The organism is Nocardia callitridis (assembly GCF_039543305.1).
Classification (GTDB): Bacteria; Actinomycetota; Actinomycetes; order Mycobacteriales; family Mycobacteriaceae; genus Nocardia; species Nocardia callitridis.
Map to the genome: position 1 here is coordinate 1,099,022 of NZ_BAABJM010000002.1, position 24,196 is coordinate 1,123,217.

Below are 24,196 nucleotides of genomic sequence, written 5' to 3' on the forward strand. Positions count from 1 at the left end.
ACCGATGGCAGGCACAGCGGCGACCGGAAAGACGGCCGAGACCGGGTGGCAGAACCCGCTTCGCGACGAGCAGGACAAACGGGTTCCGCATATCGCGGGACCGTGCAGCATGGTGATCTTCGGGGTCACCGGTGATCTTTCCAGGAAAAAGCTGATGCCCGCCATCTACGACCTGGCGAACCGGGGGTTGCTGCCCCCCGGTTTCGCCCTGGTCGGTTTCGCCAGACGGGATTACGCCGACCAGGATTTCGCCGACGTCGTGTTGGAGGCGGTGCGCGAGCATTCGCGCACACCTTTCCGTCAGGAGGTCTGGGACCATCTGGCGGAGGGAATCCGGTTCGTCCAGGGCAGTTTCGACGACAGCGCGGCCTTCGCGACGCTCGCCGACACCCTCGCACGGCTGGACGCCGAACGCGGCACCGGCGGCAATCACGCTTTCTACCTGTCGATTCCACCGAACATGTTCCCGGTGGTGCTCGACCAACTCTCCGCGCACGATCTCGCCAAACCCGCCACCCAGGACGCCGAGGGGCGTAAGCCGTGGCGGCGCGTGGTGATCGAAAAGCCCTTCGGGCACGACCTCGCCAGCGCGCAAGAGTTGAACGCACTGGTCAACGGCGTTTTCCCGGAAGAGACCGTGTTCCGCATCGACCACTATCTCGGCAAAGAGACGGTGCAGAACATCTTGGCGTTGCGCTTCGCCAACCAGCTCTACGATCCGATCTGGAACGCCAACTACGTCGACCATGTGCAGATCACCATGGCCGAAGACATCGGATTGGGCGGGCGCGCAGGCTATTACGACGGCATCGGCGCCGCGCGTGACGTCATCCAGAATCATCTGTTGCAGCTGCTCGCGTTGACCGCGATGGAGGAGCCGATCAGCTTCCAGCCGACGCAGTTGCAGCTGGAGAAGATCAAGGTGCTCTCGGCCACCAAACTGGTCGCGCCGCTGGACGAGACCACCGCACGTGGTCAGTACGCGCAGGGGTGGCAGGGTGGTCAGCCCGTGGTCGGCTTGCTCGACGAGGAGGGTTTCGACCCGAAGTCGACGACCGAGACCTACGCGGCGATCACCCTGGAGGTCGATACCAGGCGATGGGCGGGTGTGCCGTTCTACCTGCGCACCGGAAAACGTTTGGGGCGCAGGGTGACCGAGATCGCGGTGGTGTTCAAGCGGGCACCGCACCTGCCGTTCGACCAGACCATGACCGAGGAGCTCGGGCAGAACGCGCTGGTCATTCGCATCCAGCCGGACGAGGGCGTCACCACCCGATTCGGGTCGAAGGTGCCTGGGTCGGGCATGGAGGTACGCGATGTGAATATGGATTTCAGTTACGGCGAGGCGTTCACCGAGTCCTCCCCCGAGGCCTACGAACGCCTGATCCTGGACGTGCTGTTGGGGGTGCCGTCACTGTTCCCGGTGAACGCGGAGGTCGAATTGGCTTGGGAGATCCTCGATCCGGTGCTCGAACATTGGGCGGCCGAAGGTAAACCGGAATCCTATGAGGCGGGAACCTGGGGTCCTGCCTCCGCGGACGAGATGTTGGCCCGCACCGGTCGCACCTGGCGGCGCGCATGATCGTCGACATGCCGGAGACCAGTACCGGCGAGGTGACCAAGCGCATCGTGCACCTGCGCGAAGCCAATGGCGTCACCACCATGGGCCGGGTGCTCACCCTGGTGGTGTGCACGCTGGACAGTTCCGAGGCCGAAGACGCGATCGATGCCGCCAACGACGCGAGCCGGGAGCATCCGTGCCGGGTCGTGGTGCTGGCGCGCGGTGATCGCGACGCCGAAACTCGACTGGACGCGCAGATCAGGGTCGGCGGCGACGCGGGTGCCGCCGAGGTCATCGTGCTGCGATTGCAGGGCGATCTGATCAATCATGAGAGCAGCGTGGTGATCCCGTTCCTGCTGCCCGACACCCCGGTGGTCGCCTGGTGGCCGCGCGGTGCCCCGGAGTTTCCTTCGAAGGACTCGGTGGGGCGGCTGGCGACGCGACGGATCACCGACGCCACTTTCGCCCCCGACCCGCGCGCGACGATCGCCAGGCGCGTGGACTCCTACGCCGAAGGCGACACCGATCTGGCGTGGAGCCGGATCACCTACTGGCGCGCACTGTTGGCGGCCGCACTGGATGTGCCGCCGTTCGAGCAGGTGGAGTCGGTGTCGGTGTCGGGCCTGCGCGACGAGCCCGCGTTGGACATCCTGGCGGGCTGGCTGGCCGATCGATTGCACTGCCCGGTGTATCGCCGCGTCGGCGACCTTCGGGTGGAGTTGACGCGGGCGACGGTGTCGATCGCGATCGAACGCCCGCAGACCGGAGTCACCGCGACGTTGACGCGCACCGGCGATCCCGATCAGAAGATCGCGTTGGCGCGCAGGGACGCTCGCGATTGCTTGGTGGAGGAACTACGCAGGCTCGACGCCGACGAGATCTACGCCGCGGCGCTCACCGGAATCGAAAAGGTGATCTATGACTGAGCAGACGAGTCCAAGGGACGCGAGCGACACCGTCGAGGTGCACAGCGACACCGCGTCGTTGATCGAGGCCGCCGCCACCAGATTCGTGGATGTGGTGGTCGCGGCACAGCGTGCGCGCGGGTCGGCGTCGGTGGTCGTCACCGGCGGTGGTACCGGGATCGGCCTGCTGAAACGAGTCCGCGAGGCACCGGGCGACATCGATTTCGACAAGCTCGACGTGTTCTGGGGTGACGAACGATTCGTCCCCGCCGACGACGCCGAACGCAACGACAAACAAGCCCGCGAAGCACTGCTGGATCATGTCCCGGTCGATCCGGCGCGGATCCACCCGGTCGCGGCCTCCGACAGCGAATACCCCGATCCGGTGGAGGCGGCCGCCGAGTACTCCGCCGATGTGCACGCCTACCTGACCGAACACGGCGCCTTCGACCTACACCTGCTCGGCATGGGCGGCGAGGGCCACGTGAACTCACTGTTCCCCGACACCGACGCGGTCCGTGAAGACCACGAACTCGTTGTCGCGGTACTCAATTCACCCAAACCCCCACCGGTCCGCGTCACCCTCACCCTCCCCGCTGTCCGCAAGTCTCGACACGTGGTCCTGGTAGTCGGCGGTGCCGCGAAAGCCGACGCCGTCGCCGCCGCGGTAGCCGGAGCCGAACCGGTCGACATCCCCGCCGCCGGCGCGGCGGGCATCGAGTCCACCACCTGGCTCCTCGACCAGGACGCGGCTTCGGCCTTGGCCTTGGACTGACCCGCCGAGATCACCAGGACACCACGCCGGTCTCGTTTTCGCGGAGTCCGCATGTCCCGCGCCCGCACTGCACAACGCCGAGACCTCGCTACGCTCGAAACAGCACCGCGGTCGCCCGACGGAAGCCTGGAACAACCACCACCTGTCTGTCCCGGTTCCCTGAGTAGATCGTCAGCTGATCGAGCGGGACTCGCCGCAGACAGATTTCGCGGTTGCGGCCTTCGCTCGACACCCGCAAGTCCGGTAGCAACATCGGAGGATGCATGCACGCGAGTGAGAGAGCACCGGCCAGTGGTCACGCCCGGAGTAGCGCTTCCGGGTTCGCACAGGATTACGGGCGGTTCGCGCAGGCGCGAGGGACCGAGTCGCCAGCAGATTCGAGTCCGGCAGCGGGACCTTGCCGCAAGCGACCATGGTGGTGGCGATGACCGACGCAGGGCGCGAACTGGACCAACGGTTCCGCTGCGAGGTCGCGCTCGCGACGCCGGAGCCGCCGAGCGCCGAGCGCGAATTCCTCGCACCAGAACTCACCGGCGCGGACTGCCTCGACCTCTTCGACGCACAGGCGACAAGCCGCCACCTCGACCTCGCCGCGCGCCGACTCGGTGCCGCCAAACGCGGTTTCTACAGCATCGGTTCCTCGGGGCACGAGGGCAATGTCGCGCTGGCCTTCGCTCTTCGTGACACCGATCCTGTTCTGCCGCACTACCGTTCGGGCGCGTTGTATGTGCAGCGCACGCGCGGAGTTCCCGGCCTGAACCCGATCAGGGACGTCCTGCTCGGCGTGGTGGCCGCGGCGGCCGATCCGATCTCCGGCGGGCGGCACAAGGTGTTCGGCAGCAAGCGCGCGCACATCATTCCACAGACGTCCACGATCGCCTCGCAGCTGCCGCGCGCGGTGGGGTTGGCGTTCGCCGTCGATCGTGCGGCGCGGCTGGGGATCACGAACGAGTGGCCCTCGGATGCGGTGGTGCTGTGCGGCTTCGGTGACGCGTCCGCCAACCATTCCACGGCGGTCGGCGCGGTGAACACCGCGACGCACACCGCGCGGCAAGGGATCGGAATGCCGATCTTGTTCGTCTGCGAGGACAACGGCATCGGAATCAGCGTGCCGACCCCGCCGGGCTGGATCGAGGATGCCTACGGAAACCGCACGGGCCTACAGTATTTCGAAGCCGACGGCGGCGATCTGCGTGACGCGGTCACCACGGCGATCGCGGCGACACGATGGGTGCGTACCCGCCGAGCACCCGCATTCCTGCGGCTGCGCACGGTGCGCCTACTCGGTCACGCCGGTTCCGATATGGAGAGCGCCTACCGCCGCAGTACCGACATCGCCGCCGACCTGGGCCGGGACCCGGTGCTGGCGACAGCGCGGCTGCTGATCGCCGCGGGCGTGGCCACCCCACCAGGGGTGCTCGCGCGCTACGACGCGATCGCCCGCGAGGTCGCCGACACGGCCGAGACCGTCTCGTACGAAGCAACTCTGGGGTCCGCGATCGAGGTGATCGCACCGCTCGCACCCTCGCGCCCCGAGTTCGTGCGTGCCGACGTACTGGATACCACCCCCATGGCTTCGGCCGCAGCATCTGAAGTCGACGCCGCCTCCGAACCGACAACAGCGCGACCGTCGGCACCCGGGCTGAACACGCCACGCGCCGCATGGGACACGAAACCGGCAGCGCCCCAGGCTGGTTCCGACGCGGCATCGAAAACAACCACCACAAACATGGGCGACTCGGTACCCCTTACCAATGCTGATGCGCCAGCGGCGGCAGGCACGAAAAAGACAACGCACCCGACTGAAGCCGAGGCACCGCCGCAGTCAGCGATCACACAGGACGAGACAGCAGCACCCGCCACTGACCCCACTACGCCACCGGCACCAACGACCGCAGGCACGACACCCCCCACTGAAGCCGGTGTACCGGCGCAACCAGCGATCACAAACAAGAAGGCAGCAGCACCGATCACTGGTCCAAGTACGACATCGTCATCGCCCATCGCATCGACGAAACCATCAGCGCCGCTTGCGGATTACAGCACGCCGACGACTTCTACCGCCGCGCGCACGAAAACAGGGGCCTCTGTCGCTGATCCCGATGCGTCATCGACATCACCCACCGCGAGCGCGAAAAATGCGGCGCCCGCTACTGATTCCGCAGGAGCACCGCGCACTCTCGCCCAGGCGATCAATCACACGTTGGCGCTCATGCTCGAGCACTCCCCCGACCTTCTCGTCTTCGGCGAAGACGTCGGCCGCAAGGGTGGGGTCTACGGCGTCACCAAGACCCTGCGTCGGCGTTTCGGTGCGCGCAGGGTCTTCGACACCCTGCTGGACGAGCAGAGCGTGCTCGGTACCGCCCTGGGCGCGGGGCTCGCGGGGTTCGTGCCCGTGCCGGAGATCCAGTATCTGGCCTACGTGCACAATGCCGCCGACCAATTGCGTGGCGAGGCCGCCACACTGTCGTTCTTCTCGGCGGGGCAATACCGCAATCCGATGGTGGTGCGCATCGCGGGCTATGCCTATCAGAAGGGGTTCGGCGGGCATTTCCACAACGACAATTCCGTGGCCGCACTGCGTGATATACCCGGCCTCGTCGTCGCTTCCCCCGCACGCGCCGACGACGCGGCCGCGATGTTGCGCACGTGTGTGTCGGCGGCGCGGGTGGACGGACGAGTCTGCGTCTTCCTCGAGCCGATCGCCCTTTACCACACCCGTGACCTGCATGAAGACGGCGACGAAGGGTGGCTGGCCGCCACCGACACCGAGCATGTCGAGCTCGGCCGCGCCCGCGTCTACGGCGCGGGCACGGATCTGACGATCGTCAGCTTCGCCAATGGTGTGCCGATGAGTCTGCGTGTGGCCCAACGGCTTTCCGCACGCGGGGTGCGAGTCCGGGTGCTCGACCTACGCTGGCTGGCCCCGCTGCCGATCGACGATCTGCGCGAGCACGCCGAGGCCACCGGTCGAGTACTCGTCGCGGACGAGACCCGGCGCAGCGGCGGCGTGTCCGAGGCCGTGTGCACCGCCATGATCGACACCGGGTTCGCCGGCCGCATCGCGCGGGTCACCAGCGCGGACAGTTTCGTTCCCCTCGGACCGGCGGCCACGGCGGTGCTGCTGAACGAAACCATGATCGAAGAAGCCGCGCTGCGCCTGGTATCGGGCGCCCGGTAGCCCGAAGGTCAGTAGAAGAACCCGGCGATCCCCCGTCCAGGGCGCGCCTGCGCTTCCCGCACCCACGCCATGCACGATTCGATCGCCGCGAGCAGCTCATGGTCGATCCCGCCGCGCTGGTCGGGCGTGGTCGATTCCCATTGCACCAAGGCTTCAGCGCACCGTTCGGGACTCCACTCACCGTAGCCGGGCAGCTCGTCGGGTTGTGGGAGCGCCGAGGGCAGTGCGAGATACATGAACTCCTGCACGCTGATCGCCTTGATACCGAGGGCCGCCATCGCGTCGTCGACGTGTTCGAGCCAGCGACCACGGAACGTCCCGAAGTACCTGTTGTCGAGGAACCTGCCGTAGAACTGGCAGATCGTCTGATAGGCGTAGCCGTATTGGAAGCCGTAGGACGGGACGAACGGCCCGCCGTCGATCACGGCGCGCACCGCGTCGTAGCGGCTCGGCGCGCCGTGGGCGATCTCGTCGGCGAACCAGTCGTCGTCGTGGGCGAGTTGAGCCTTGAATCGGTCGGCGATCATCCGCCCGAGCCGATCGTCTCGAGATCCGATGGCGGCGCGCACGGTATCCAGTTCGACGACGTAGACGCTCAGGCAGTAACTCATACCGTTGACGGTATCGGCAGCCTCCGACAGATCGCGTTCACCGGGGCGTCACCGCGATGTCGAACGTCGCTCGGGCGGAGGATCTTTCGCCGCGAATCCGGTGCGGACCTCAGTTCCCGTGCTCGACGGGCGCGCCGCGCAGCTCACGCAGATGCGTGGTGATCAGTGTGTTCACCTCGGCGGTGCGCTCCAGTTGCACCAGGTGCCCCGCTCCGGCGACCTCGGTCACCGCACGCAGGTCGGGCACGTTTTCGCGCAGCGTCGTCAGCGGGTCGCGGCCGCTGAAGCCCTCCATATCGGGGTCTTTCGCGCCGTAGAGGAAGTAGGCGGGCACACCAACCCGCGCGTCCGCGTATTCGGCGGTGAGCTCCCAGTTGCGGTCGAGCGCGCGGTACCACTCGAGGCCGCCGGTGAAGCCGGTACGTTCGAAATCAGCAGCCAGCGTGTCGAATTCGTGGTCCGAGAGCCACGACCACGGCAGGGCGGGGGCTTCCGGCAGCACATCCAGATACCCGGTGCCTTCTGCCGGAAACTTCCAGGTATCGAGGTAGTGGTAGTCGGCGCTCAACGAGTAATACACCCGGGTAAGGAATTCCCTTGGGCAAGCGGCCAGTTCGGCATCGGCGACACCCGGTTTCTGAAAGTAGTCCAGGTGCAGGAAATGCCGGGCGGCGGCCTTGGCCCACAGCCGAGACGGTGCGGCGGGTGGGCGCGGCGCGAAGGGGTTGTTCAGCACGATCACGCCATGCACGCGCTCGGGCGCGCGTAAAGCCAACTCCCACACCAACTGGGCCCCGAAATCGATGCCGACGAACACCGCCTTCTCCGCGTCGAGGTCATCGAGCAGGGCGAGCAGGTCACCGATGACCGCGCGATTGGTGTAGGCATCGGCGCTCGCGCGTACTTCGGTGCGACCGTAGCCGCGCAGGTCGGGCGCGAGCGCGTGGAATCCTGCCTCGGCGACGGCGGGTAGCTGGCGATGCCACATGTACCCGGTGTGCGGGAAGCCGTGGCAGAAGATCACCGGCTCCCCCGCGCCCTGCTCGGCGACGTGCATCCGAACCTCGTCGGTGGTCACGAATCGGTGGGTCGACACGGGCGTCTCCTCAAAATCTAGAACGTGTTCTTATTTCAAGGTAATGTCCAGCGACCGTGAGTGGAATAGCCAAGGGATTATCCGGCCGGGTCGCCGTGGTCACCGGCGCCAGCCGCGGCATCGGCAAAGGCATCGCCGTCGAACTCGGCACGGCGGGGGCGACGGTGTACGTCACCGGGCGATCGAACACCGCGGGCCGACTGCCCGGCACCGTGCACGAGACCGCCGAGCAGATCGACGCGGCGGGCGGCACCGGCATTCCCTTCGCGTGCGACCACCGCGACGACGACGCCGTCGCGGGCCTGTTCGAGCGTGTCCGCACCGATCACGGCCGACTCGACGTACTGGTGAACAACGTCTACAACTCACCGGCCTCGGCGCGCTGGCTCGGCAAACCATTCTGGGAGGTGCCGCCGAGCGCGTGGGACGAGAGCTTCGATATCGGCGTCCGATCCCATTACGCGGCGGCCGTTTACGCCGCGCCCCTGCTGATCGAGTCCGGCGGATTGATCGTCAATATCTCCTCCCCCGGCGCGCAGCGCTACACGCACAACGCCGTGTACGGCGTCGCCAAAGCCGCGGTCGACCGGCTCACCGCCGACCTCGCGCACGACCTGACCGCGACCGAGGTGACCGTGGTGTCGATCTGGCCAGGCATCGTGAATACCGAACTACTGCAAATGGTTCCGGCGAACGCCGAGGGCAAGCGTCTGGTCACCCTGCCGGGCGAAGGCACCTTCGACCTCGATGAGGCCGAGACGCCGCGGTTCCCCGGCCGCGCCGTAGTCGCCCTCGCCACCGACGAGGCTCGCCGCGACCGCACCGGACGCGCGTGGCGCGTCGCCGATCTCGCCGAGCACTACGGTTTCACCGATGTGGACGGACGCCTGCCGCGCACCGAATGATCGTCCTCAGGCGAGCTCGAGAAACCGCCGAACAGCGGGCGGCGGATCGGCTCGCCAGAGGAGATACACGTGCGACTCCGGCGCATCGGGAACACCGCGATACACCACCCCCGGATGCGGTGCGCGGTCGCGTGCCAACTCGGGGACACCGCCGATCCCGACATCGGCGGCGATCAATTCGAGCCATTCGTCGAAGTTCGCGCAGAGCACGACGCGACGATTCGGGTCCCTCGGATGCCACGATCCGGCGTCGGTGGTGCCGGTCACGGGGTTCACCACCAAGGGATGGCTGCCGAGATCGGCCCAGCGCAGATCGGCGGCCTCGGCCAGCGGTGAACTCGCGGCCACCGCGATGACCCGCCGCTCGGTCGCGATTCTGCGGGCGCGCAGCTGCCGAGGAAGCCGACCTTCCCTGCGGTACACGGCGACATCGATGACCCGAGATTCCAACGCGGCCAACGGGTCATCGACCCGGTGCAACACCAGCCGCCCGCCCGTCTCCGCGTAGGCACGGCGCGCCGACGCGAACCACGCATCGGGAAGCAGCCAGGAAAAACCCACGTCCAGCGCGGCGCGCGCCCGCAGCTGCGCCACCGCGGCGTCGGCGTCGGCGACGATCCGCATGGCATGCTCGCGCAGCCGCACACCGTCCTCGGTGAGCGCGAAGCGCCGCGAAGTGCGGTCGACCAGGGCCACCTCGACAATGCGTTCCAGTTGTTGGATCGTTCGAGTCAGCGACGGCTGGGTCAGATGCAGCCGGGCGGCGGCGCGCGTGTAATTCGCCTCGTCGCACAGGACGACGTAGGCACGCAGGTGCCGTAGCTCGATGTCCATACGTCGAGCGTATACATACCGCGTAGGACGCATTTCACACGCCATCATCCGAACCGTAACGTCGAAAGACGTGACTCGAACGATCCCCACCATCGCACGGCGACCAACCTCGCGCTCCGAACTCGGCACCGCCCTCGCGGCGGCCTCCGGTCTCGCCGCCGCCATGGGCATCGGACGCTTCGTCTACACGCCGCTGCTGCCGGTGATGGTCGACGCGCACCGGTTCGACGCCGATGCCGGGGCACTCATCGCGACGGCCAATTACGTCGGATACCTGCTCGGCGCGTTGCTCCTGACCTGGCGTCCGGACCTGAACAACCGCACCGTCTTTCGCGTCTCCGCCGGAGCGCTGATCGTCAGCGAAGCCGTCATGATGCTGCCCGGCCCCGCCATACTGCCCGCTGCGGCGCGGCTGGTCGCGGGCGTGGCCAGCGCGGTGATCTTCGTCGGGTGCGCCGCCGTCGCCGCACGACCGGGCAGCCACAAATTCGGCTCGGGCATCGCGTTCGGCGGGGTCGGATTCGGGATCGCGGTCACCGGCTTGCTCGTGCTCGGGTTACGGCCCGTGCTCTCCTGGCAGTCGTTGTGGTTGGTCTCCGGTCTGTGCACGCTGATCCTGGTGATTCCCGCACTGAGTCTCGACATTCGGCCAGGCACACGCGGCGGCACGTCGACCAAACGCACCGGCTACGCGTGGCGGGCCCTGCTGGTCGCGTACTTTCTCGAAGGCGTCGGCTACATCGTCATCGGCACCTTCCTGGTCGCCGCGGTGAGCGAACAACACGGGCCGGTACTCGGCGCCTCGATGTGGGTGATCGTCGGTGCGGTCGCCGCGCCCGCCACCGTGCTGTGGGGAATCCTCACGCGTCGCTGGCGACCCGCCGTAGCACTCCCGATCGCCCTACTCGCGCAATGCGTTTCGGCGATCTTGCCGGTGGTGTCGGGGCATATCGTGCCCACCGCGCTTTCGGCGGCGCTTTTCGGCGCGACCTTCCTGGGAATCGTGATGCTCACCATGCGCATCGGCACCGAACTCACCGACTCGGGTGCCGCAGCGCCGCTCACCGCCGTCTACGGCGCCGGGCAGATTGTCGGGCCGTTGGTGGTGGCACCGGTCATCAGCGACAGTTACCCGGTCGCGTTCGTCATCGCCACGATCGTGCTCGCGGTGGCTACCGTGGCCGCGCTGGCGACGGCACGAAAGATCAGGAGAACTTGATCTCCAAGCCGATCCCGAGGATAGCGATCAACCAGACGACGCCGGTGAAGATGGTGACGCGGTCGAGGTTCTTCTCCACGACGGTCGAGCCGGACAGGCTGGACTGCACACCGCCACCGAAAAGGCTGGAAAGACCCCCACCCTTGGCGCGATGCAGCAGCACCAACAGCACCAGCAGCAGGCTGGTGACGATAAGGAGGATATCCAGGAACATCCGCATGGCCGACAGTGTATGCGCCAGGTGCCCTCGGCAACGAATCAGGTGCCGGTGCACCGCTCGTCAGCGCGGTGTGACCGCCACCAGGTGGGTGATCCGGTCGTCACCGTCACTGAAGCTCAGCACCGCCTGCTCGCGGATGCGGTCCTGGGCGGTGAGCCGGGAATGCTGGTGCATGTGCTCGGCCCAGGAGCGCACCACGAACGCCTCGACGTAGCGATCCAGCGCCCCGACATCGCGGTAGAGCCGCCATTCCATCGCGCCGGTGCGTTGCCTGGACCTGCCGACGAACACCATCGCGGCCAGGAACTCCTGCACCGATTCCTCAGGCACGTCGTAGGTGCGCAACACCAGCACCGGCCCCTCCGTGGGATCGGGCTCCACCACCAATTGCGGCTCCGGCCAGAACGCCGACGGCGACATATCGAGCTTCTCGGCATCGTGGCGAATCGGCAGCCAGATCGTGCTGATCGCGCAACACGCCAGCAGCACCGCCGCGGCCAGTAGCGCGGTCACTGCTCCCGCAGCACCTGCGACCACACCCCACACCAACGAGCCGATCGCCTGCCCACCCATGAACACCAGCAGATACACCGACAAACCCCGCGCGCGCACCCACGCGGGCAACAACAGCTGCATGGTCGAATTCATCGTCGACATCGCCAGCAACCAGGCCAGTCCGGCGAACACCAACAGGATCAGCACCACCGGGAGCACCCGCACCAGCGCGGTACCCGCCGACGCGACGCCGAACAACACCGCCGCCGTCGTGAGGCGCTGGGTCGGTGTGAGCAAGGTACGCATCCGCGACAAACCCGCCGCGCCGAGCACCGCACCCACCCCCAGTGCCGCGAGCATCAGACCGTATCCGGCCGACGAGAGCCCGAGCCGATCGCGCGCGATCACCGGCAACAACGCCCACACCGCGCTCGCCGGTCCGATGAACAGGATCGAACGCAACAGCACCCGCCGAATGCCCGGTGCCGCGCGGATGAAGCGGGTGCCCGCTTGTAACGCCGCCAGCGGTCGCTCGCTGGGCAGCGTGCGGTCGGCCGCGGGCCTGCGCCACACCACGAGCACCGCGACGATCCCGCCGAAGGACACGGCGTTCAACGCGAAAACCAACGTCGGACCCGACAGGGAGACGAGCACGCCCGCGATCGCGGGACCCACCGCGCGACCGATATTGACGTTCATGCTGCCCAGTGCCGCGGCCGACGGAATCTGTTCACGCGGAACGAGTTCCGGTTGGATCGCCTGCCATGCGGGCGCTGTCATCGCCTGACCGCACCCGAGCAGGAACAGCAACGTCAGCAAGACGCCCGGCGTGGTGTTACCGGTGGCCGTCGACACCGCGAGCACCGTCGCGAGCACCGCCATCGTCGACTGGGCGCCGAGCAGCAGCCTGCGTCGGTCCATCAGGTCCGCGAGCACACCGGAGGGAATCGACAGCAACATCACCGGCAAGGTGATCGCGGTCTGCACCAGCGACACCAGCGTCGGCGCGTTCGGCTCGTCGACCAGAATCCACTGGGCTCCGACCGTCTGCATCCACGTGCCCATGTTGGAGACGAGCTGCGCGATCCACAGCGCCCGATAGATCCTGATGCGCATCGGCGCCCACGTGGAGCTGGTGGTGGCAACGGAAGTCACTCACCGAAGCCTAGTCGGGCGTGTGTGACCGCCCGTTCACCGCGACCTCCGCCCGTGCCGTCTCGACGCCGGATCGTCGGCCCGCCAGCAACAACGCCGCGATCAGCAGCGCAGCGCCCGCGAGTCCACTCGGCGTGAGACGCTCGCCGAGCACGACCGCCGCGAGCGCGGTGCCCGTCAACGGTTCAAGCAACGCGAGAACCGCCGCCGTGCCGGGGCCCACCTGCGGGAGACCTCGGAAATACAACGTGTAGGCCACGGCCGTCGGTGCCAGACCCAAGGCGAGCAGCAATGCGACACTGCTCGGCCGCAATTCGAAGACGAGCCCGGTCGAAATCGACGCTGCCAGCGGTGCGAGCAGCAATGCCCCGCCGGTGAATCCGATACCGGTACTCGTCATGGTGTCCAGGCCCGCGACGGGGTTCGCGCTGATCACCGTGACCGTAGCGAACGCCGCGGCCGCGAGCAGAGCCAATGCCGCGCCCCCGAATGTCGCTGCGACACTCGCGTTCCCGGACGGCGTTCCGACCAGCATGGTGAGTCCGGTGAGCGCCAGCCCGATCGTCACCGCCCGATGCCGGTCGAGCGCATGTCTACCGGTGCAGTGTTCGAGCACGGCAACCATCACCGGCGAGGCCCCGATAGTGATCAGAGTCGCCACCCCCAGTGAAGACGCGGCGACAGCGGCGAAGTAACTCGCCTGGAAGATCGCCGCGAGCCCGGCGACCGCGCCGATCCGGCGCCACGCCGATCGGCCGCGCGGCCACGGCTGCCGTGCCGCCGCGCACACCGCGACGAGCAGCAGCCCACCGACCGCCAGACGGAAGGTAGCGACGGCGATCGGCGAGAGCCCGGTGGCTCGACTCAGCAAGGTCCCAAGCAAACCACCTGTGCCCCAAAGCATTCCGGCACCAACGAGGGAGAAAAGGCCACGACGGCCCATGCTGGACAAAGAAATGGACATGAAGAATTCGCGCTCCTGCGACGAGAGGAATGGGTCGCGGACGCGAGGTGCACGGTGATCGAGCACAGCCGAACGAATACCGAAAACCGCGCGCTCACCCCACGGCGGCGCGCGCTACTACACCTCGCTCAGGAGGCGGTCGGCGGAGAGACGATGGGGTTGCGGTGCACGAAGCGATCGTATCCCCGCCCTCCCGCACAAGCGATCCCAGCCTCCGGTCCCCAGCACACTGCCTGAGCCAACCACCAGGACACCCCGTGCCCAACCCCGGCAATTTCCACACTCAGACCCTGGTGATCTCGCAGACGCACACTCCCGCAGCCACGCGGCGAAACCTTTCGAGCAGCCGCGAACCCGAGAACCCAGCCGCCGAAAAACACAGCTAGTATCGCGCCCATGTCGGCTCACTTCTTGCGGTTCGGCCCGATCGTTCTGCTCGCGCTCTCGGCCATCGCCGGGTGCGGATCAGGGCACTCGTCTTCCCACCCCGACAAGGAAACTCCCGTCGGACGCACCTTCGTCTCGACCGAGGTCGACGGCGCGCCCATCCCCGGCGGCGGTCCGTTGACGCTGACCTTCACCGCCGACCGGGTGACCGCCGACGCGGGATGCAACAAGCATTCCGGCATGGTCACCCTCGACGACCACAAGCTTCGGGTGAGCGGACTGGCGAGCACATTGATGGCATGTCCTGGCGACCGCGAGGGCGCCGACGAGTGGCTCAGCGGCCTGCTCAACGCCGACCCCGGATGGCATCTCGATGACGCCCGACTCACCCTCACCGGCAACGACGGCCGCACCGTCGTCACCATGCTCGACAAGAAGGTCGCCCAGCCGGACAGGCCGCTGCGCGGCAGCCCGTGGACGGTCACCGGATTGATCACGCCGGACGCCCAAATCCGTTCCCGCACCATCGATGAGGCGCAACCGACGCTCACGATCGCCGAGGACGGCGCCGTCTCCGGGAAAGCGGGCTGTAATCGTCTCACCGGCAAGGCGGACATGTCGGACAACACCGTCACCTTCCACGTCGCGACCACCAAGATGATGTGTTCACCGGAGGTCATGGAAGTGGAACGTTCGGTGCTGCGAGCACTCGACGGCAAGACCACGGCCACCGTCGACGCGGAAGTCCTCACCCTGCGCAACGACAACGGCAACGGACTCACCCTGCGCGCCAGCTGAGTACCGAGCTGTGCTGTGCCTCGAATCCCCATCCCCGCACCCCCACTTCGGTTCCACGACCTGAGTTCCGCCCACAGCGTTCGCAGCTCTGCACGCCCGCCCACATGTAGCTCAGTGACGCCTTGACGCCTGCGGTCTGTCGATGGCGCAGACACGTTCGACAAGGGCCTCGTGAGCCGGACCTGCCGCCGTAGCGGGTGACGCCCAAGGCTTCGACGAGATCTCGGCGTCGAGGCCAGCACCGAAAAGCCTGTCCCGAAGATTCGGCGGCGCGGCCACACCTGTTTCGCTAATGCGGCTAGCCACGAACGCCGCGAGCCGGACACCGCAGTGCGATGTCCGGCTCGTTCCAGGAGAACCCGTTACGGCAGTGGGCCACCCGCGGCAATAGCCGAGAGGGTGGCGAACTCCTCGCCCTTGAGCGAGGCACCGCCGACCAACGCACCGTCGATATCCGACTGCGCGACCAGTTCACCGACATTCTTCGCGTTCACCGAGCCGCCGTAGAGCACCCGCACACCGGCGGCGACCTCCGGCGAGGCCAACTGCTCCAGCTCCTTACGGATCGCGCCACACACCTCCTGCGCATCCGCCGGAGTGGCGACCTTGCCGGTGCCGATGGCCCACACCGGCTCGTAGGCGATGACGACCTTCGAGATCTGTTCGGCCGTCAGCTTTTTCAGCGAACCACGCAACTGCTCGAGGTTGTACTCGACGTGCGTACCCGCCTCACGGACATTGAGCCCTTCGCCGATGCAGACGATCGGCGTGATCTCGTGCTTCAGCGCCTGCTTGGCCTTGGCGAGCACGGTGGCGTCGTCCTCGTTGTGGTACTGACGCCGCTCGGAGTGCCCGACCACCACGAAGCTACAGCCGAGTTTCGCGAGCATTCCGGCACTGATCTCGCCGGTGTACGCACCGGAATCATGCACCGAAACATCCTGCGCGCCATAGGTAACCAGCAGTTTGTCACCCTCCACGAGCGTCTGCACGCTGCGGATATCGGTGAACGGCGGGATCACCGACACGTCGACCTTGTCGAAGTACTTCTCCGGCAGGGCGAACGCGATCTTCTGCACCAGGGAGATGGCCTCGAGATGATTGAGGTTCAGCTTCCAGTTGCCCGCGATCAGCGGCTTTCGTGCCATCTACGCTACGCACCTTCCAAAACACTGATTCCGGGAAGTTCCTTGCCCTCCAGGTATTCCAGTGACGCGCCGCCACCGGTGGAGATGTGCGAGAAACCGTCGTCGGGCAGACCGAGCGCACGCACCGCCGCGGCCGAATCGCCGCCGCCGACCACGGTGAACGCGCCCTTACCGGTCGCCTTCGCGATCGCCTCGGCCACGCCACGGGTGCCCGCCGAGAACTTCTCGAACTCGAACACCCCCATCGGCCCGTTCCAGAAGATCGTCTCGGCCTCGGTGAGCAGCGCGGCGAACCGTTCGGTGGACGAAGGACCGATGTCGAGGCCGATCGTGCCGTCCGGAATCGCGTTCGCGTCCACCACCGTCGAGGTGGCGTCGGCGGCGAACTTGTCCGCGGCCACGATGTCCCTCGGCAGATGGATGACGTCGGCGTACCGATCGAGCAACTGCTTGCAGGTCTCGATCATCTCCTCCTGCAACAGCGAGGAGCCCACCGAGAACCCTTGCGCGGCAAGGAAGGTGAAGCACATGCCGCCGCCGATCACCAGGGTGTCGACCTTCGGCGCGAGTGCCTCGATCACCGCGAGCTTGTCGGAGACCTTCGACCCGCCGAGTACAACGGCGTAGGGCCGCTTGGTCTCTTCGGTCAACTTGGCCAGCACCTCGATCTCCGCCGCGACCAGCGTGCCCGCGTAATGCGGCAACACCTGCGCCACGTCGTAGACCGACGCCTGCTTGCGATGCACCACGCCGAATCCGTCGGAGACGAACGCGCCGTCGTCGCCGACCAGCTCGACCAACGCGGCGGCGAGCTTGGCCCGCTGCGCGTCGTCCTTGCTGGTCTCGCGCGGATCGAAACGGATGTTCTCCAGCAGCAGCACATCGCCGTCGGTCAGGCCCTCGGACCTGGCCAGGGCATCTTGACCGACCACGTCACCGGCGAGTTGGACATTGCGGCCCAACTGCTCGGCGAGCACGGTGGCCACGGGCGCCAGCGACAGCTTCTGGTCCGGCTCACCCTTCGGGCGTCCGAGGTGCGCGGCGACGACGACCTTGGCGCCCGCCTCGACGAGCGCCTTGATGGTCGGCACCGACGCGGTGATACGACCCGCGTCGGTGATCCGGCCATCGTCGTCGAGCGGAACGTTCAGGTCCGAGCGCACGAGCACGCCGCGGCCCTCGACGCCTTCCTCGAGCAGAGTGGCGAGATTCTTGACTGCCATGGCCTCAGAGCGACTTGCCGACGAGACCGACGAGGTCGGCGAGGCGGTTGGAGTAGCCCCACTCGTTGTCGTACCAGGCGACGACCTTGACCTGGTCGTCGATCACCTTGGTCAGCGGCGCGTCGAAGATCGAGGACGCGGGGTCGGTGACGATGTCGCTGGAGACGATCGGGTCGACGTTGTACTTCAGGATGCCCTTCAGCGGCCCCTCGGCGGCCTCGGAGTACGCGGCGTTGATCTCCTCGACCGACGCCGAGGTGCGCAGGGTCGCGGTGAGGTCGGTGACCGAGCCCGTGGGGATCGGCACGCGCAACGCGTAACCGTCGAGCTTGCCCTGGAGTTCGGGCAGCACGAGTCCGATCGCCTTCGCGGCGCCGGTGCCGGTCGGCACCACGTTCTGCGCGGCACCGCGGGCGCGACGCAGGTCCTTGTGCGGGCCGTCCTGCAGGTTCTGATCCGCGGTGTAGGCGTGGATCGTGGTCATCAGACCGCGCTCGATGCCGAAGCTGTCGTTGAGCACCTTCGCCAGCGGGCCGAGGCAGTTCGTGGTGCACGAGGCGTTGGAGATGATGTTCTGGCTGCCGTCGTACTTGTCGTCGTTGACGCCGAGCACCACGGTGAGGTCCTCGCCCTTGGCGGGCGCGGAGATGATGACCTTCTTGGCACCAGCGGCGAGGTGGCCCTTCGCCTTGGTCGCGTCGGTGAAGATACCGGTGGACTCGACCACCACGTCGACGCCGAGGTCGCCCCACGGCAGCGCGGCGGGACCTTCCTTGATCGCCAGCGCCTTGATCCGCTGGTCCCCGACCACGATGAAGTCGCCGTCGAGCGAGACATCCTGCGGCAGCCGACCCAGGATCGAGTCGTACTTGAGCAGGGTGGCGAGCGTCGCGTTGTCGGTCAGGTCGTTGACGGCGACGATCTCGATGTCGGTGGTGCCCAGCGCCTTCTGCGCCTCCACCGCCCGGAAGAAGTTACGTCCGATACGACCGAAGCCGTTGATGCCTACCCGGACAGTCACGTTATCGCTCCTCAACTTTCAAGCGGATCAGTTGTTTTCTCGGTTCACAGTAGTGCCCCCGATCACCGGCTCCACACATACCTACCCTTGGTGAGCTGGCCATCTGCCCGTGGGACCCGGGTTGTCGCGGTGCGTGTCGGCGAAAACGGGGTGCGTCCGCGACACACCGACAGACAACCATGATCGGACACCACCGCGATAACCGACCGGTACGTTCGTTTCATCGCGCGTGTCACGCTGCGGAAACACCGCAGCGGACGTCGACCACCCGGACGCCCTCCGACCACCCAAAGAGATAAATGCCCGTGTGCCAGACTTCGACACACGGGCAAACAACCCGGCGAATATCAGTACCGCCGGACTGATCTCGAGGATGACGAACCGCCCCGCAGGACGCTCGATGCTCGATGCTCGATGCTCGATGCTCGATACATGCGTACCGATTCAGGCGTCGTCGAGCAGCTCCGCGGTAACCGCGGACTCGGTATCCGGGATACCCAGTTCCTTCGCCCGCCGATCGGCCATCGACAACAAGCGTCGAATCCGCCCCGCCACAGCATCTTTCGTCATCGGCGGATCGGCCAATTGGCCCAACTCCTCCAGCGACGCCTGCCGATGCTGCACCCGGAGCTGGCCCGCCGCGGCGAGATGATCGGGCACCTCGTCGGCGAGAATCTCCAACGCACGCTCCACCCGCGCGGCCGCGGCAACCGCGGCACGCGCCGAGCGACGCAAATTCGCGTCATCGAAATTCGCCAACCGATTGGCTGTCGCGCGGACCTCGCGGCGCAAACGCCGCTCCTCCCACACCATTCGGGTGCCGTGCGCGCCCATCCTGGTCAGCAATGCGCCGATGGCCTCACCATCACGCACCACCACCCGGTCGGTCCCGCGCACCTCACGAGCCTTGGCCGCGATCCCGAGCCGCCGCGCCGCACCGACCAACGCCAGCGCGGCCTCCGGGCCAGGGCAACTCACCTCGAGCGCCGAAGAACGACCCGGTTCGGTCAGCGAGCCGTGCGCGAGAAACGCGCCACGCCATGCCGCCTCGGAATCGGCGACACTGCCGCCGACCACCTGCGCGGGCAACCCGCGCACCGGGCGACCACGGACGTCGAGCAGGCCGGTCTGCCTGGCCAACGCCTCGCCTTCCTTGGACACCCGCACCACGTAACGGGAGGTCTTGCGTAACCCGCCCGCACCGAGCACGTGCACATCGGAGCCGTAACCGTATAGCTCGAAGATCTCCCGACGTAACCTGCGCGCGATGGATCCCATGTCCACCTCGGCTTCGACGATCACCCTCCCTGCCACGATGTGCAGGCCACCGGCGAACCGCAGCAACGCGGAGAGTTCCGCCTTGCGGGAACTCACCTGCGACACCGTCAGTCGGCTCAGCTCATCCTTCACATCGGCTGTCATCGCCACGAGACGCGCTCCTTTCCACCCAACCCGGAACGCACATCCTGACCCATGTGCCGTCCCTCGACTCGAAGCCCTGCCATGTGTGACCGTGGTTGCCGGATCACTTGATCCAGTGCGGCGGCAAGTTTTCCGGGGTGATGCCGGTCCGTTCCCGCTTCGGCGACATCGCAGAAGGTTACTCGCGCGCGCAACTGTTCGGCAGCCCTGGCCACGTGTTCTCTTTCGCGACCTTCCGGCACAGACCCGGAATCGACCAGTACTTCGTCGACCACGAATTCCGGTGCGTGCTGGGACAATACATGGAGGTGCCGCTCGGCGGAGAACCCAGCCGTCTCGCCGGGCTCCGCGGCGAGATTCAGCACCAGGACTTTACGCGCCTCGGTGCGTAACAACGCATCGCGCAAATCCGGCACGAGCACGTGCGGAATCACACTGGTGAACCAGGAACCAGGGCCGAGCACCACCACATCCGCGCGCTCGACGGCCGCGAGTGCGTCCGGCGCGGCGGGCGGATCCGACGGGAGCAACCGCACCCTGCGCACCTTGCCAGGGGTAGTCGCGATCGCCACCTGTCCACGAATGCATCGGCTCACTCGCGGATCCGCCTCCAGCCCCGAGACATCCGCCTCGATGGCCAGCGCGGTCGGCGACATCGGCAGCACGCGCCCGGTGATGCCCAGCAGACGCCCCGCCTCTTCCAGTGCGGCGACCGGGTCACCGAGCACCTCGGTCAATCCGGCCAACACCAGATTGCCGACCGAATGCCCGGCCAACGCGCCGGTGCCGCCGAAACGGTGCTGGACGGTGCGCGTCCACACCCCGTCCTGGTCCTCGGCGAGCGCGGCGAGCGCCATCCGCAGATCGCCCGGCGGCAACATGCCCAGCTCCGCGCGTAGTCGGCCGGAGGAACCGCCGTCGTCGGCGACCGTCACGACCGCGCAGATCCGCCCGGTCAATCGGCGCACCGCGGTCAATGTCGCGTAGAGGCCGTGTCCGCCGCCGAGCGCGACCACATGGGGTTCGGGCGCGGCGTCGGTCATTCGCGCCCCAGATCTCGGTGCACAACCCGTACTACGTCGGCGTGGCCCTCGCCCGCCGCGTCGGCTTCGCGCATCAACTCACCCAGCGCCTCGGCGACCGCGACGCTGCGGTGTCTTCCTCCGGTGCAGCCCACTGCGACCGTCATGTATCGCTTCCCCTCTTGGCGGTAGCCACTCGTCGTCAGGTCGACGAGGTGGTGGCAGGTCCGCAGATAGTCGTCGGCGCCGGGGCGCGAGAGAACGTACTCGCTGACCACCGATTCCTGTCCGGTATGTTCGCGCAACTCCGGGATCCAATGTGGGTTCGGGAGAAAACGCACATCCAACACCATGTCCGCGTCGAGCGGTACTCCGTGCTTGAATCCGAACGATTGCACCGTCAGTTGCAAGGCGGCCGGCGCACCGCCGCCGTATGCCTCCTCCAGCCTGCGGTGCAGCTGGTGGATCGATAATTCGGTGGTATCGATCACCAGGTCGGCGGCAGCGCGCGCGGCCGAAAGGCGCACCCGTTCCGCGGCGATTCCCGCCGAGAGGGTGCCGTCCTCGCTCTCGCTCTGCAACGGATGCCGTCGGCGCGCGAAGCCGTAACGCCGGATCAGCACATCGTCGGAAGCCTCGAGAAAAAGCACCCTGGTCCGCAGGCCCTGCCCGCGCAGTTGCTCGGTGACCACCGAAAGGTCACCGGTGAAGAACCGACTGCGCACATCCATGACCAACGCGAGTCGCCGAATCGGCGGGTCGGCGGACGCACCGAGCTCGACCATTCTCGCGATCAGTTCGGGGGGCAGATTGTCGGCGACGTACCAGCCGAGATCTTCGAGCACCCGCGCGGCCGTTCCTCGACCCGCTCCCGACAAACCGGTCACCATGACCACTTCGACCGGTGCACTCGCTTCCGACCGCCCGCCCCGTTGCGCGTTCGACCGTATGCCACCCGCATTGTTGTTCGATTCGACGCTCGTCATGTCCGGAATCCGTCTCTCGGGTACCTCTCGAATCATCCCGCCACCGGTCCCGGCATCGGGCACCGACACATAACGTACGCGAAAGCGCAGCGTCCGTCGTACCGGCTTGCGATCACCCGTCCGGCCGCAACGCGGCCTGCACCGCCTTCGCCGTGGCCATGCCGATGCCCGGCACCTCGACTATCTCGTCCACGGTGGCCTGTTTCAGCTTGGCCACCGAGCCGAAGTGAGTGACCAGCGCCGTCCGGCGCGTCGCGCCGAGGCCGGGCACCGAATCCAACGCCGACGCCGTCATTCGACGCGAGCGCTTGCTGCGATGGAAGGTGATCGCGAAGCGGTGCGCCTCGTCGCGCACGCGTTGCAGCAGGAACAGCGCCTCGCTGTTGCGGGGCATGATCACCGGGTCGCTCTCGCCCGGCACCCACACCTCCTCCAAACGCTTGGCCAGCCCGATCACGGCCACATCCGTGATGCCGAGCTCATCGAGCACCTCGGCCGCGGCGGCGACCTGTGGGGCGCCACCGTCCACCACGTACAGATTGGGTGGGTACGCGAACTTACGCGGACGGCCGGTGGTCGGGTCGATTCCCGGTTTGACGGTGAGATCCAATGCGGCCGCGTCTATTTCGGCGGCGTCGAGGCCCACAGGGCCGGTGCCGGACTCCCCTGTGTCGAACTCCCCCGCGGTGGGTTCCCCGACGTTGAGCTCCCCGGTGCCGCCCACCGTGTTCGGCTCGGCCGCGGCGGCGAGATCCGCCTGCTCCATGTCCTCGCGGTCGCGCCGCAGTTTGAGGAACCGGCGTCTGGTCACCTCCGCGATGCTGCCGACGTCGTCGGAACGGCCGTCGCCCGCCGCCTCCTTGATCGCGTAATGCCGGTACTCGGACTTGCGCGCCAAGCCGTCCTCGAACACCACCAGCGACGCGACCACGTCGGTGCCCTGCACGTGGCTGATATCGACGCACTCGATCCGCAGCGGCGCGCTGTCGAGTTCCAGTGCGTCTTGAATGTCTTGCAATGCCTGGGATCTGGAGGTCAGGTCGCCGGCGCGCTTGAGCTTGTGCTGCTGCAACGCCTCGGTCGCGTTGCGCTGCACCGTCTCGGCGAGCGCCTTCTTGTCGCCGCGTTGCGGCACCCGCACCTGCACCGCCGACCCGCGCAGCTGCGAAAGCCACTGCTGGATCTGCTCGGCGTCGTCGGGAAGCTGTGGGACGAGTACCTCGCGGGGGACCACGGTCGCGGCCGACATCCCGTCGGTCTCGTCCGCACGCAGCACGGCACTGTGCTCGGCCACCGCCACCTGTTCGCCGTAGAACTGGGTGAGGAACTGCTCGACCAGCGCGGCCTGCGCGCTCTCGGCCTCCACCGTGTCGACGGCGTCACCGGACTTGTCGACCACCCATCCGCGCTGGCCACGCACCCTGCCGTCACGCACGTGGAAGATCTGCACCGCGACCTCGAGTTCGTCGGAGGCGAAGGCGATCACGTCGGCGTCGGTGCCCGTGCCGAGAACCACCGCCTGCTTCTCCAACGCCCTGCGCAGCGCCTGCACGTCGTCGCGCAGGCGGGCCGCGGTCTCGAAATCGAGATCCTCGGCGGCCGATTGCATGCGCCGTTCCAGCTCGCGCACCATGCGGTCGGTACGGCCCGCCAGGAAGTCGCAGAAGTCCTCGACGATGCGCCGGTGCTCGGCGGCGTCCACCCTGCCCACACACGGCGCGGAGCACTTGTCGATGTAGCCGAGCAAGCAGGGCCGCCCGATCTGGCTGTGCCGCTTGAAGACTCCGTTCGAGCAGGTGCGCGCGGGGAAAACCCGAAGCAGCAGGTCGAGGGTCTCCCTGATCGCCCACGCGTGCGCGTACGGCCCGAAGTAGCGCACGCCCTTGCGCCGCGCGCCGCGGTAGACGAACAGGCGCGGGTACTCCTCGTTCAATGTCACCGCGAGCACCGGGTAGGACTTGTCGTCGCGGTATCGAACGTTGAACCGAGGATCGAACTCCTTGATCCAGTTGTATTCCAGTTGGAGCGCTTCGACCTCGGTGGAGACGACCGTCCATTCCACGCTCGCCGCCGTGGTGACCATCTGTCGCGTCCTCGGATGCAGCGAGGCGACGTCGGCGAAGTAGGAGTTCAACCTGCTGCGCAGGCTCTTGGCCTTGCCGACATAGATGACCCGACGATGGGCGTCCCGGAATTTGTACACGCCGGGTTCGACGGGAATGGTGCCCGGTTTCGGGCGATAGGTCGCTGGGTCTGCCACCCATCAAG

At 67.1% G+C, this 24,196-nt stretch carries 20 protein-coding genes; 7 read left to right on the top strand and 13 right to left on the bottom strand.

The genetic code is table 11. The features are described from left to right. The first annotated feature begins 4 nt into the window (after window positions 1-4). From zwf to ABEA50_RS13805, 4 genes are all read left to right on the top strand, one after another. The gene (gene zwf / locus ABEA50_RS13790) at window positions 5-1,582 is read left to right on the top strand and encodes a glucose-6-phosphate dehydrogenase (protein ID WP_345495725.1); all 1,578 of its coding nucleotides are present in this window, start codon (window positions 5-7) and stop codon (window positions 1,580-1,582) included. Then, window positions 1,579-2,487: a glucose-6-phosphate dehydrogenase assembly protein OpcA gene (opcA, locus tag ABEA50_RS13795; RefSeq protein ID WP_345495726.1), complete on the top strand. Its 909-nt coding sequence runs from the start codon at window positions 1,579-1,581 to the stop codon at window positions 2,485-2,487. The genes zwf and opcA overlap by 4 nt, the downstream gene beginning before the upstream one ends. Further along, entirely contained in the window at window positions 2,480-3,241 is a 762-nt protein-coding gene (gene pgl, locus ABEA50_RS13800) for a 6-phosphogluconolactonase (RefSeq protein WP_345495727.1), read from the top strand. Before opcA ends, pgl begins: the two co-directional genes overlap by 8 nt. 424 nt (window positions 3,242-3,665) lie before the next feature. After that, window positions 3,666-6,422, top strand: a complete 2,757-nt coding sequence (locus tag ABEA50_RS13805) for a thiamine pyrophosphate-dependent enzyme (RefSeq protein ID WP_345495728.1) — start codon at window positions 3,666-3,668, stop codon at window positions 6,420-6,422. Between the two features lie 8 nt (window positions 6,423-6,430). On the opposite strand, the gene ABEA50_RS13810 is transcribed toward ABEA50_RS13805, so the two are convergent. Next, the gene (locus tag ABEA50_RS13810) at window positions 6,431-7,033 is read right to left on the bottom strand and encodes a DUF7691 family protein (RefSeq protein WP_345495729.1); all 603 of its coding nucleotides are present in this window, start codon (window positions 7,031-7,033) and stop codon (window positions 6,431-6,433) included. Between the two features lie 109 nt (window positions 7,034-7,142). Continuing rightward, window positions 7,143-8,090, bottom strand: coding sequence for an alpha/beta fold hydrolase (locus ABEA50_RS13815; protein ID WP_345496556.1), 948 nt, complete (start codon window positions 8,088-8,090; stop codon window positions 7,143-7,145). Between the two features lie 95 nt (window positions 8,091-8,185). On the opposite strand from ABEA50_RS13815, the gene ABEA50_RS13820 reads away from it, so the two are divergent. After that, window positions 8,186-9,034, top strand: a complete 849-nt coding sequence (locus ABEA50_RS13820; protein WP_345495730.1) for an SDR family NAD(P)-dependent oxidoreductase — start codon at window positions 8,186-8,188, stop codon at window positions 9,032-9,034. A gap of 6 nt (window positions 9,035-9,040) precedes the next feature. Here the strand turns inward: ABEA50_RS13820 and ABEA50_RS13825 are convergent, their stop codons facing one another. After that, a complete protein-coding gene (locus ABEA50_RS13825) occupies window positions 9,041-9,868 on the bottom strand; it encodes a LysR family transcriptional regulator (RefSeq protein ID WP_345495732.1) in 828 nt (275 codons plus the stop codon). Window positions 9,869-9,938: 70 nt separating this feature from the next. Here ABEA50_RS13825 and ABEA50_RS13830 point away from each other — a divergent pair, with 70 nt between their 5' ends. Next, window positions 9,939-11,087: a YbfB/YjiJ family MFS transporter gene (locus ABEA50_RS13830; protein WP_345495733.1), complete on the top strand. Its 1,149-nt coding sequence runs from the start codon at window positions 9,939-9,941 to the stop codon at window positions 11,085-11,087. Here the strand turns inward: ABEA50_RS13830 and secG are convergent. Genes secG through ABEA50_RS13845 form a run of 3 tightly spaced genes read right to left on the bottom strand, consistent with a single transcriptional unit; the run spans window position 11,074 to window position 13,921 of the window. Next, window positions 11,074-11,307: a preprotein translocase subunit SecG gene (gene secG, locus ABEA50_RS13835; RefSeq protein WP_345495734.1), complete on the bottom strand. Its 234-nt coding sequence runs from the start codon at window positions 11,305-11,307 to the stop codon at window positions 11,074-11,076. The two genes, ABEA50_RS13830 and secG, sit on opposite strands and share 14 nt — an antisense overlap. A gap of 60 nt (window positions 11,308-11,367) precedes the next feature. Beyond that, a complete protein-coding gene (locus tag ABEA50_RS13840; protein WP_345495735.1) occupies window positions 11,368-12,957 on the bottom strand; it encodes an MFS transporter in 1,590 nt (529 codons plus the stop codon). 10 nt (window positions 12,958-12,967) lie between these two features. Beyond that, complete coding sequence (locus tag ABEA50_RS13845; protein WP_345495736.1) at window positions 12,968-13,921, bottom strand: DMT family transporter; 954 nt, start codon at window positions 13,919-13,921, stop codon at window positions 12,968-12,970. 396 nt (window positions 13,922-14,317) lie between these two features. Here ABEA50_RS13845 and ABEA50_RS13850 point away from each other — a divergent pair, with 396 nt between their 5' ends. After that, window positions 14,318-15,106, top strand: a complete 789-nt coding sequence (locus ABEA50_RS13850) for an META domain-containing protein (RefSeq protein ID WP_345495737.1) — start codon at window positions 14,318-14,320, stop codon at window positions 15,104-15,106. A 362-nt stretch (window positions 15,107-15,468) separates the two neighbouring features. Here ABEA50_RS13850 and tpiA read toward each other — a convergent pair whose 3' ends face one another. The 7 genes from tpiA to uvrC all read right to left on the bottom strand — a co-directional run bounded on the left by tpiA (window position 15,469) and on the right by uvrC (window position 24,188). After that, complete coding sequence (gene tpiA / locus ABEA50_RS13855) at window positions 15,469-16,254, bottom strand: triose-phosphate isomerase (protein ID WP_345495738.1); 786 nt, start codon at window positions 16,252-16,254, stop codon at window positions 15,469-15,471. Between the two features lie 5 nt (window positions 16,255-16,259). Further along, the gene (locus ABEA50_RS13860; protein ID WP_345495739.1) at window positions 16,260-17,477 is read right to left on the bottom strand and encodes a phosphoglycerate kinase; all 1,218 of its coding nucleotides are present in this window, start codon (window positions 17,475-17,477) and stop codon (window positions 16,260-16,262) included. Between the two features lie 4 nt (window positions 17,478-17,481). Beyond that, window positions 17,482-18,498 carry a type I glyceraldehyde-3-phosphate dehydrogenase gene (gap, locus tag ABEA50_RS13865; protein WP_345495740.1) on the bottom strand — a complete coding sequence of 339 codons (1,017 nt, stop codon included), beginning with the start codon at window positions 18,496-18,498 and terminating at the stop codon, window positions 17,482-17,484. Window positions 18,499-18,942: 444 nt separating this feature from the next. Continuing rightward, entirely contained in the window at window positions 18,943-19,926 is a 984-nt protein-coding gene (gene whiA / locus ABEA50_RS13870) for a DNA-binding protein WhiA (RefSeq protein WP_345495741.1), read from the bottom strand. Further along, window positions 19,917-20,963 (bottom strand): gluconeogenesis factor YvcK family protein, encoded by a 1,047-nt coding sequence (locus tag ABEA50_RS13875; RefSeq protein ID WP_345495742.1) that lies wholly within the window; start codon window positions 20,961-20,963, stop codon window positions 19,917-19,919. Before ABEA50_RS13875 ends, whiA begins: the two co-directional genes overlap by 10 nt. Further along, on the bottom strand, window positions 20,960-21,928 hold the full coding sequence (rapZ, locus tag ABEA50_RS13880; protein ID WP_425577606.1) for an RNase adapter RapZ: 969 nt from the start codon (window positions 21,926-21,928) through the stop codon (window positions 20,960-20,962). Before rapZ ends, ABEA50_RS13875 begins: the two co-directional genes overlap by 4 nt. A gap of 112 nt (window positions 21,929-22,040) precedes the next feature. Continuing rightward, window positions 22,041-24,188: an excinuclease ABC subunit UvrC gene (gene uvrC / locus ABEA50_RS13885; RefSeq protein WP_345495743.1), complete on the bottom strand. Its 2,148-nt coding sequence runs from the start codon at window positions 24,186-24,188 to the stop codon at window positions 22,041-22,043. Window positions 24,189-24,196 lie beyond the last annotated feature (8 nt).

Coding starts and splice junctions, on each gene's coding strand:
- ABEA50_RS13810 (WP_345495729.1), bottom strand. CDS start 7,033: ATGAGTTACTGCCTGAGCGTCTACGTCGTCGAACTGGATACCGTGCGC.
- rapZ (WP_425577606.1), bottom strand. CDS start 21,928: ATGACGAGCGTCGAATCGAACAACAATGCGGGTGGCATACGGTCGAAC.
- ABEA50_RS13860 (WP_345495739.1), bottom strand. CDS start 17,477: ATGGCAGTCAAGAATCTCGCCACTCTGCTCGAGGAAGGCGTCGAGGGC.
- ABEA50_RS13805 (WP_345495728.1), top strand. CDS start 3,666: ATGACCGACGCAGGGCGCGAACTGGACCAACGGTTCCGCTGCGAGGTC.
- opcA (WP_345495726.1), top strand. CDS start 1,579: ATGATCGTCGACATGCCGGAGACCAGTACCGGCGAGGTGACCAAGCGC.
- ABEA50_RS13825 (WP_345495732.1), bottom strand. CDS start 9,868: ATGGACATCGAGCTACGGCACCTGCGTGCCTACGTCGTCCTGTGCGAC.
- ABEA50_RS13875 (WP_345495742.1), bottom strand. CDS start 20,963: ATGACCGACGCCGCGCCCGAACCCCATGTGGTCGCGCTCGGCGGCGGA.
- zwf (WP_345495725.1), top strand. CDS start 5: ATGGCAGGCACAGCGGCGACCGGAAAGACGGCCGAGACCGGGTGGCAG.
- pgl (WP_345495727.1), top strand. CDS start 2,480: ATGACTGAGCAGACGAGTCCAAGGGACGCGAGCGACACCGTCGAGGTG.
- ABEA50_RS13815 (WP_345496556.1), bottom strand. CDS start 8,090: ATGCACGTCGCCGAGCAGGGCGCGGGGGAGCCGGTGATCTTCTGCCAC.
- ABEA50_RS13850 (WP_345495737.1), top strand. CDS start 14,318: ATGTCGGCTCACTTCTTGCGGTTCGGCCCGATCGTTCTGCTCGCGCTC.
- tpiA (WP_345495738.1), bottom strand. CDS start 16,254: ATGGCACGAAAGCCGCTGATCGCGGGCAACTGGAAGCTGAACCTCAAT.
- ABEA50_RS13845 (WP_345495736.1), bottom strand. CDS start 13,921: ATGTCCATTTCTTTGTCCAGCATGGGCCGTCGTGGCCTTTTCTCCCTC.
- secG (WP_345495734.1), bottom strand. CDS start 11,307: ATGCGGATGTTCCTGGATATCCTCCTTATCGTCACCAGCCTGCTGCTG.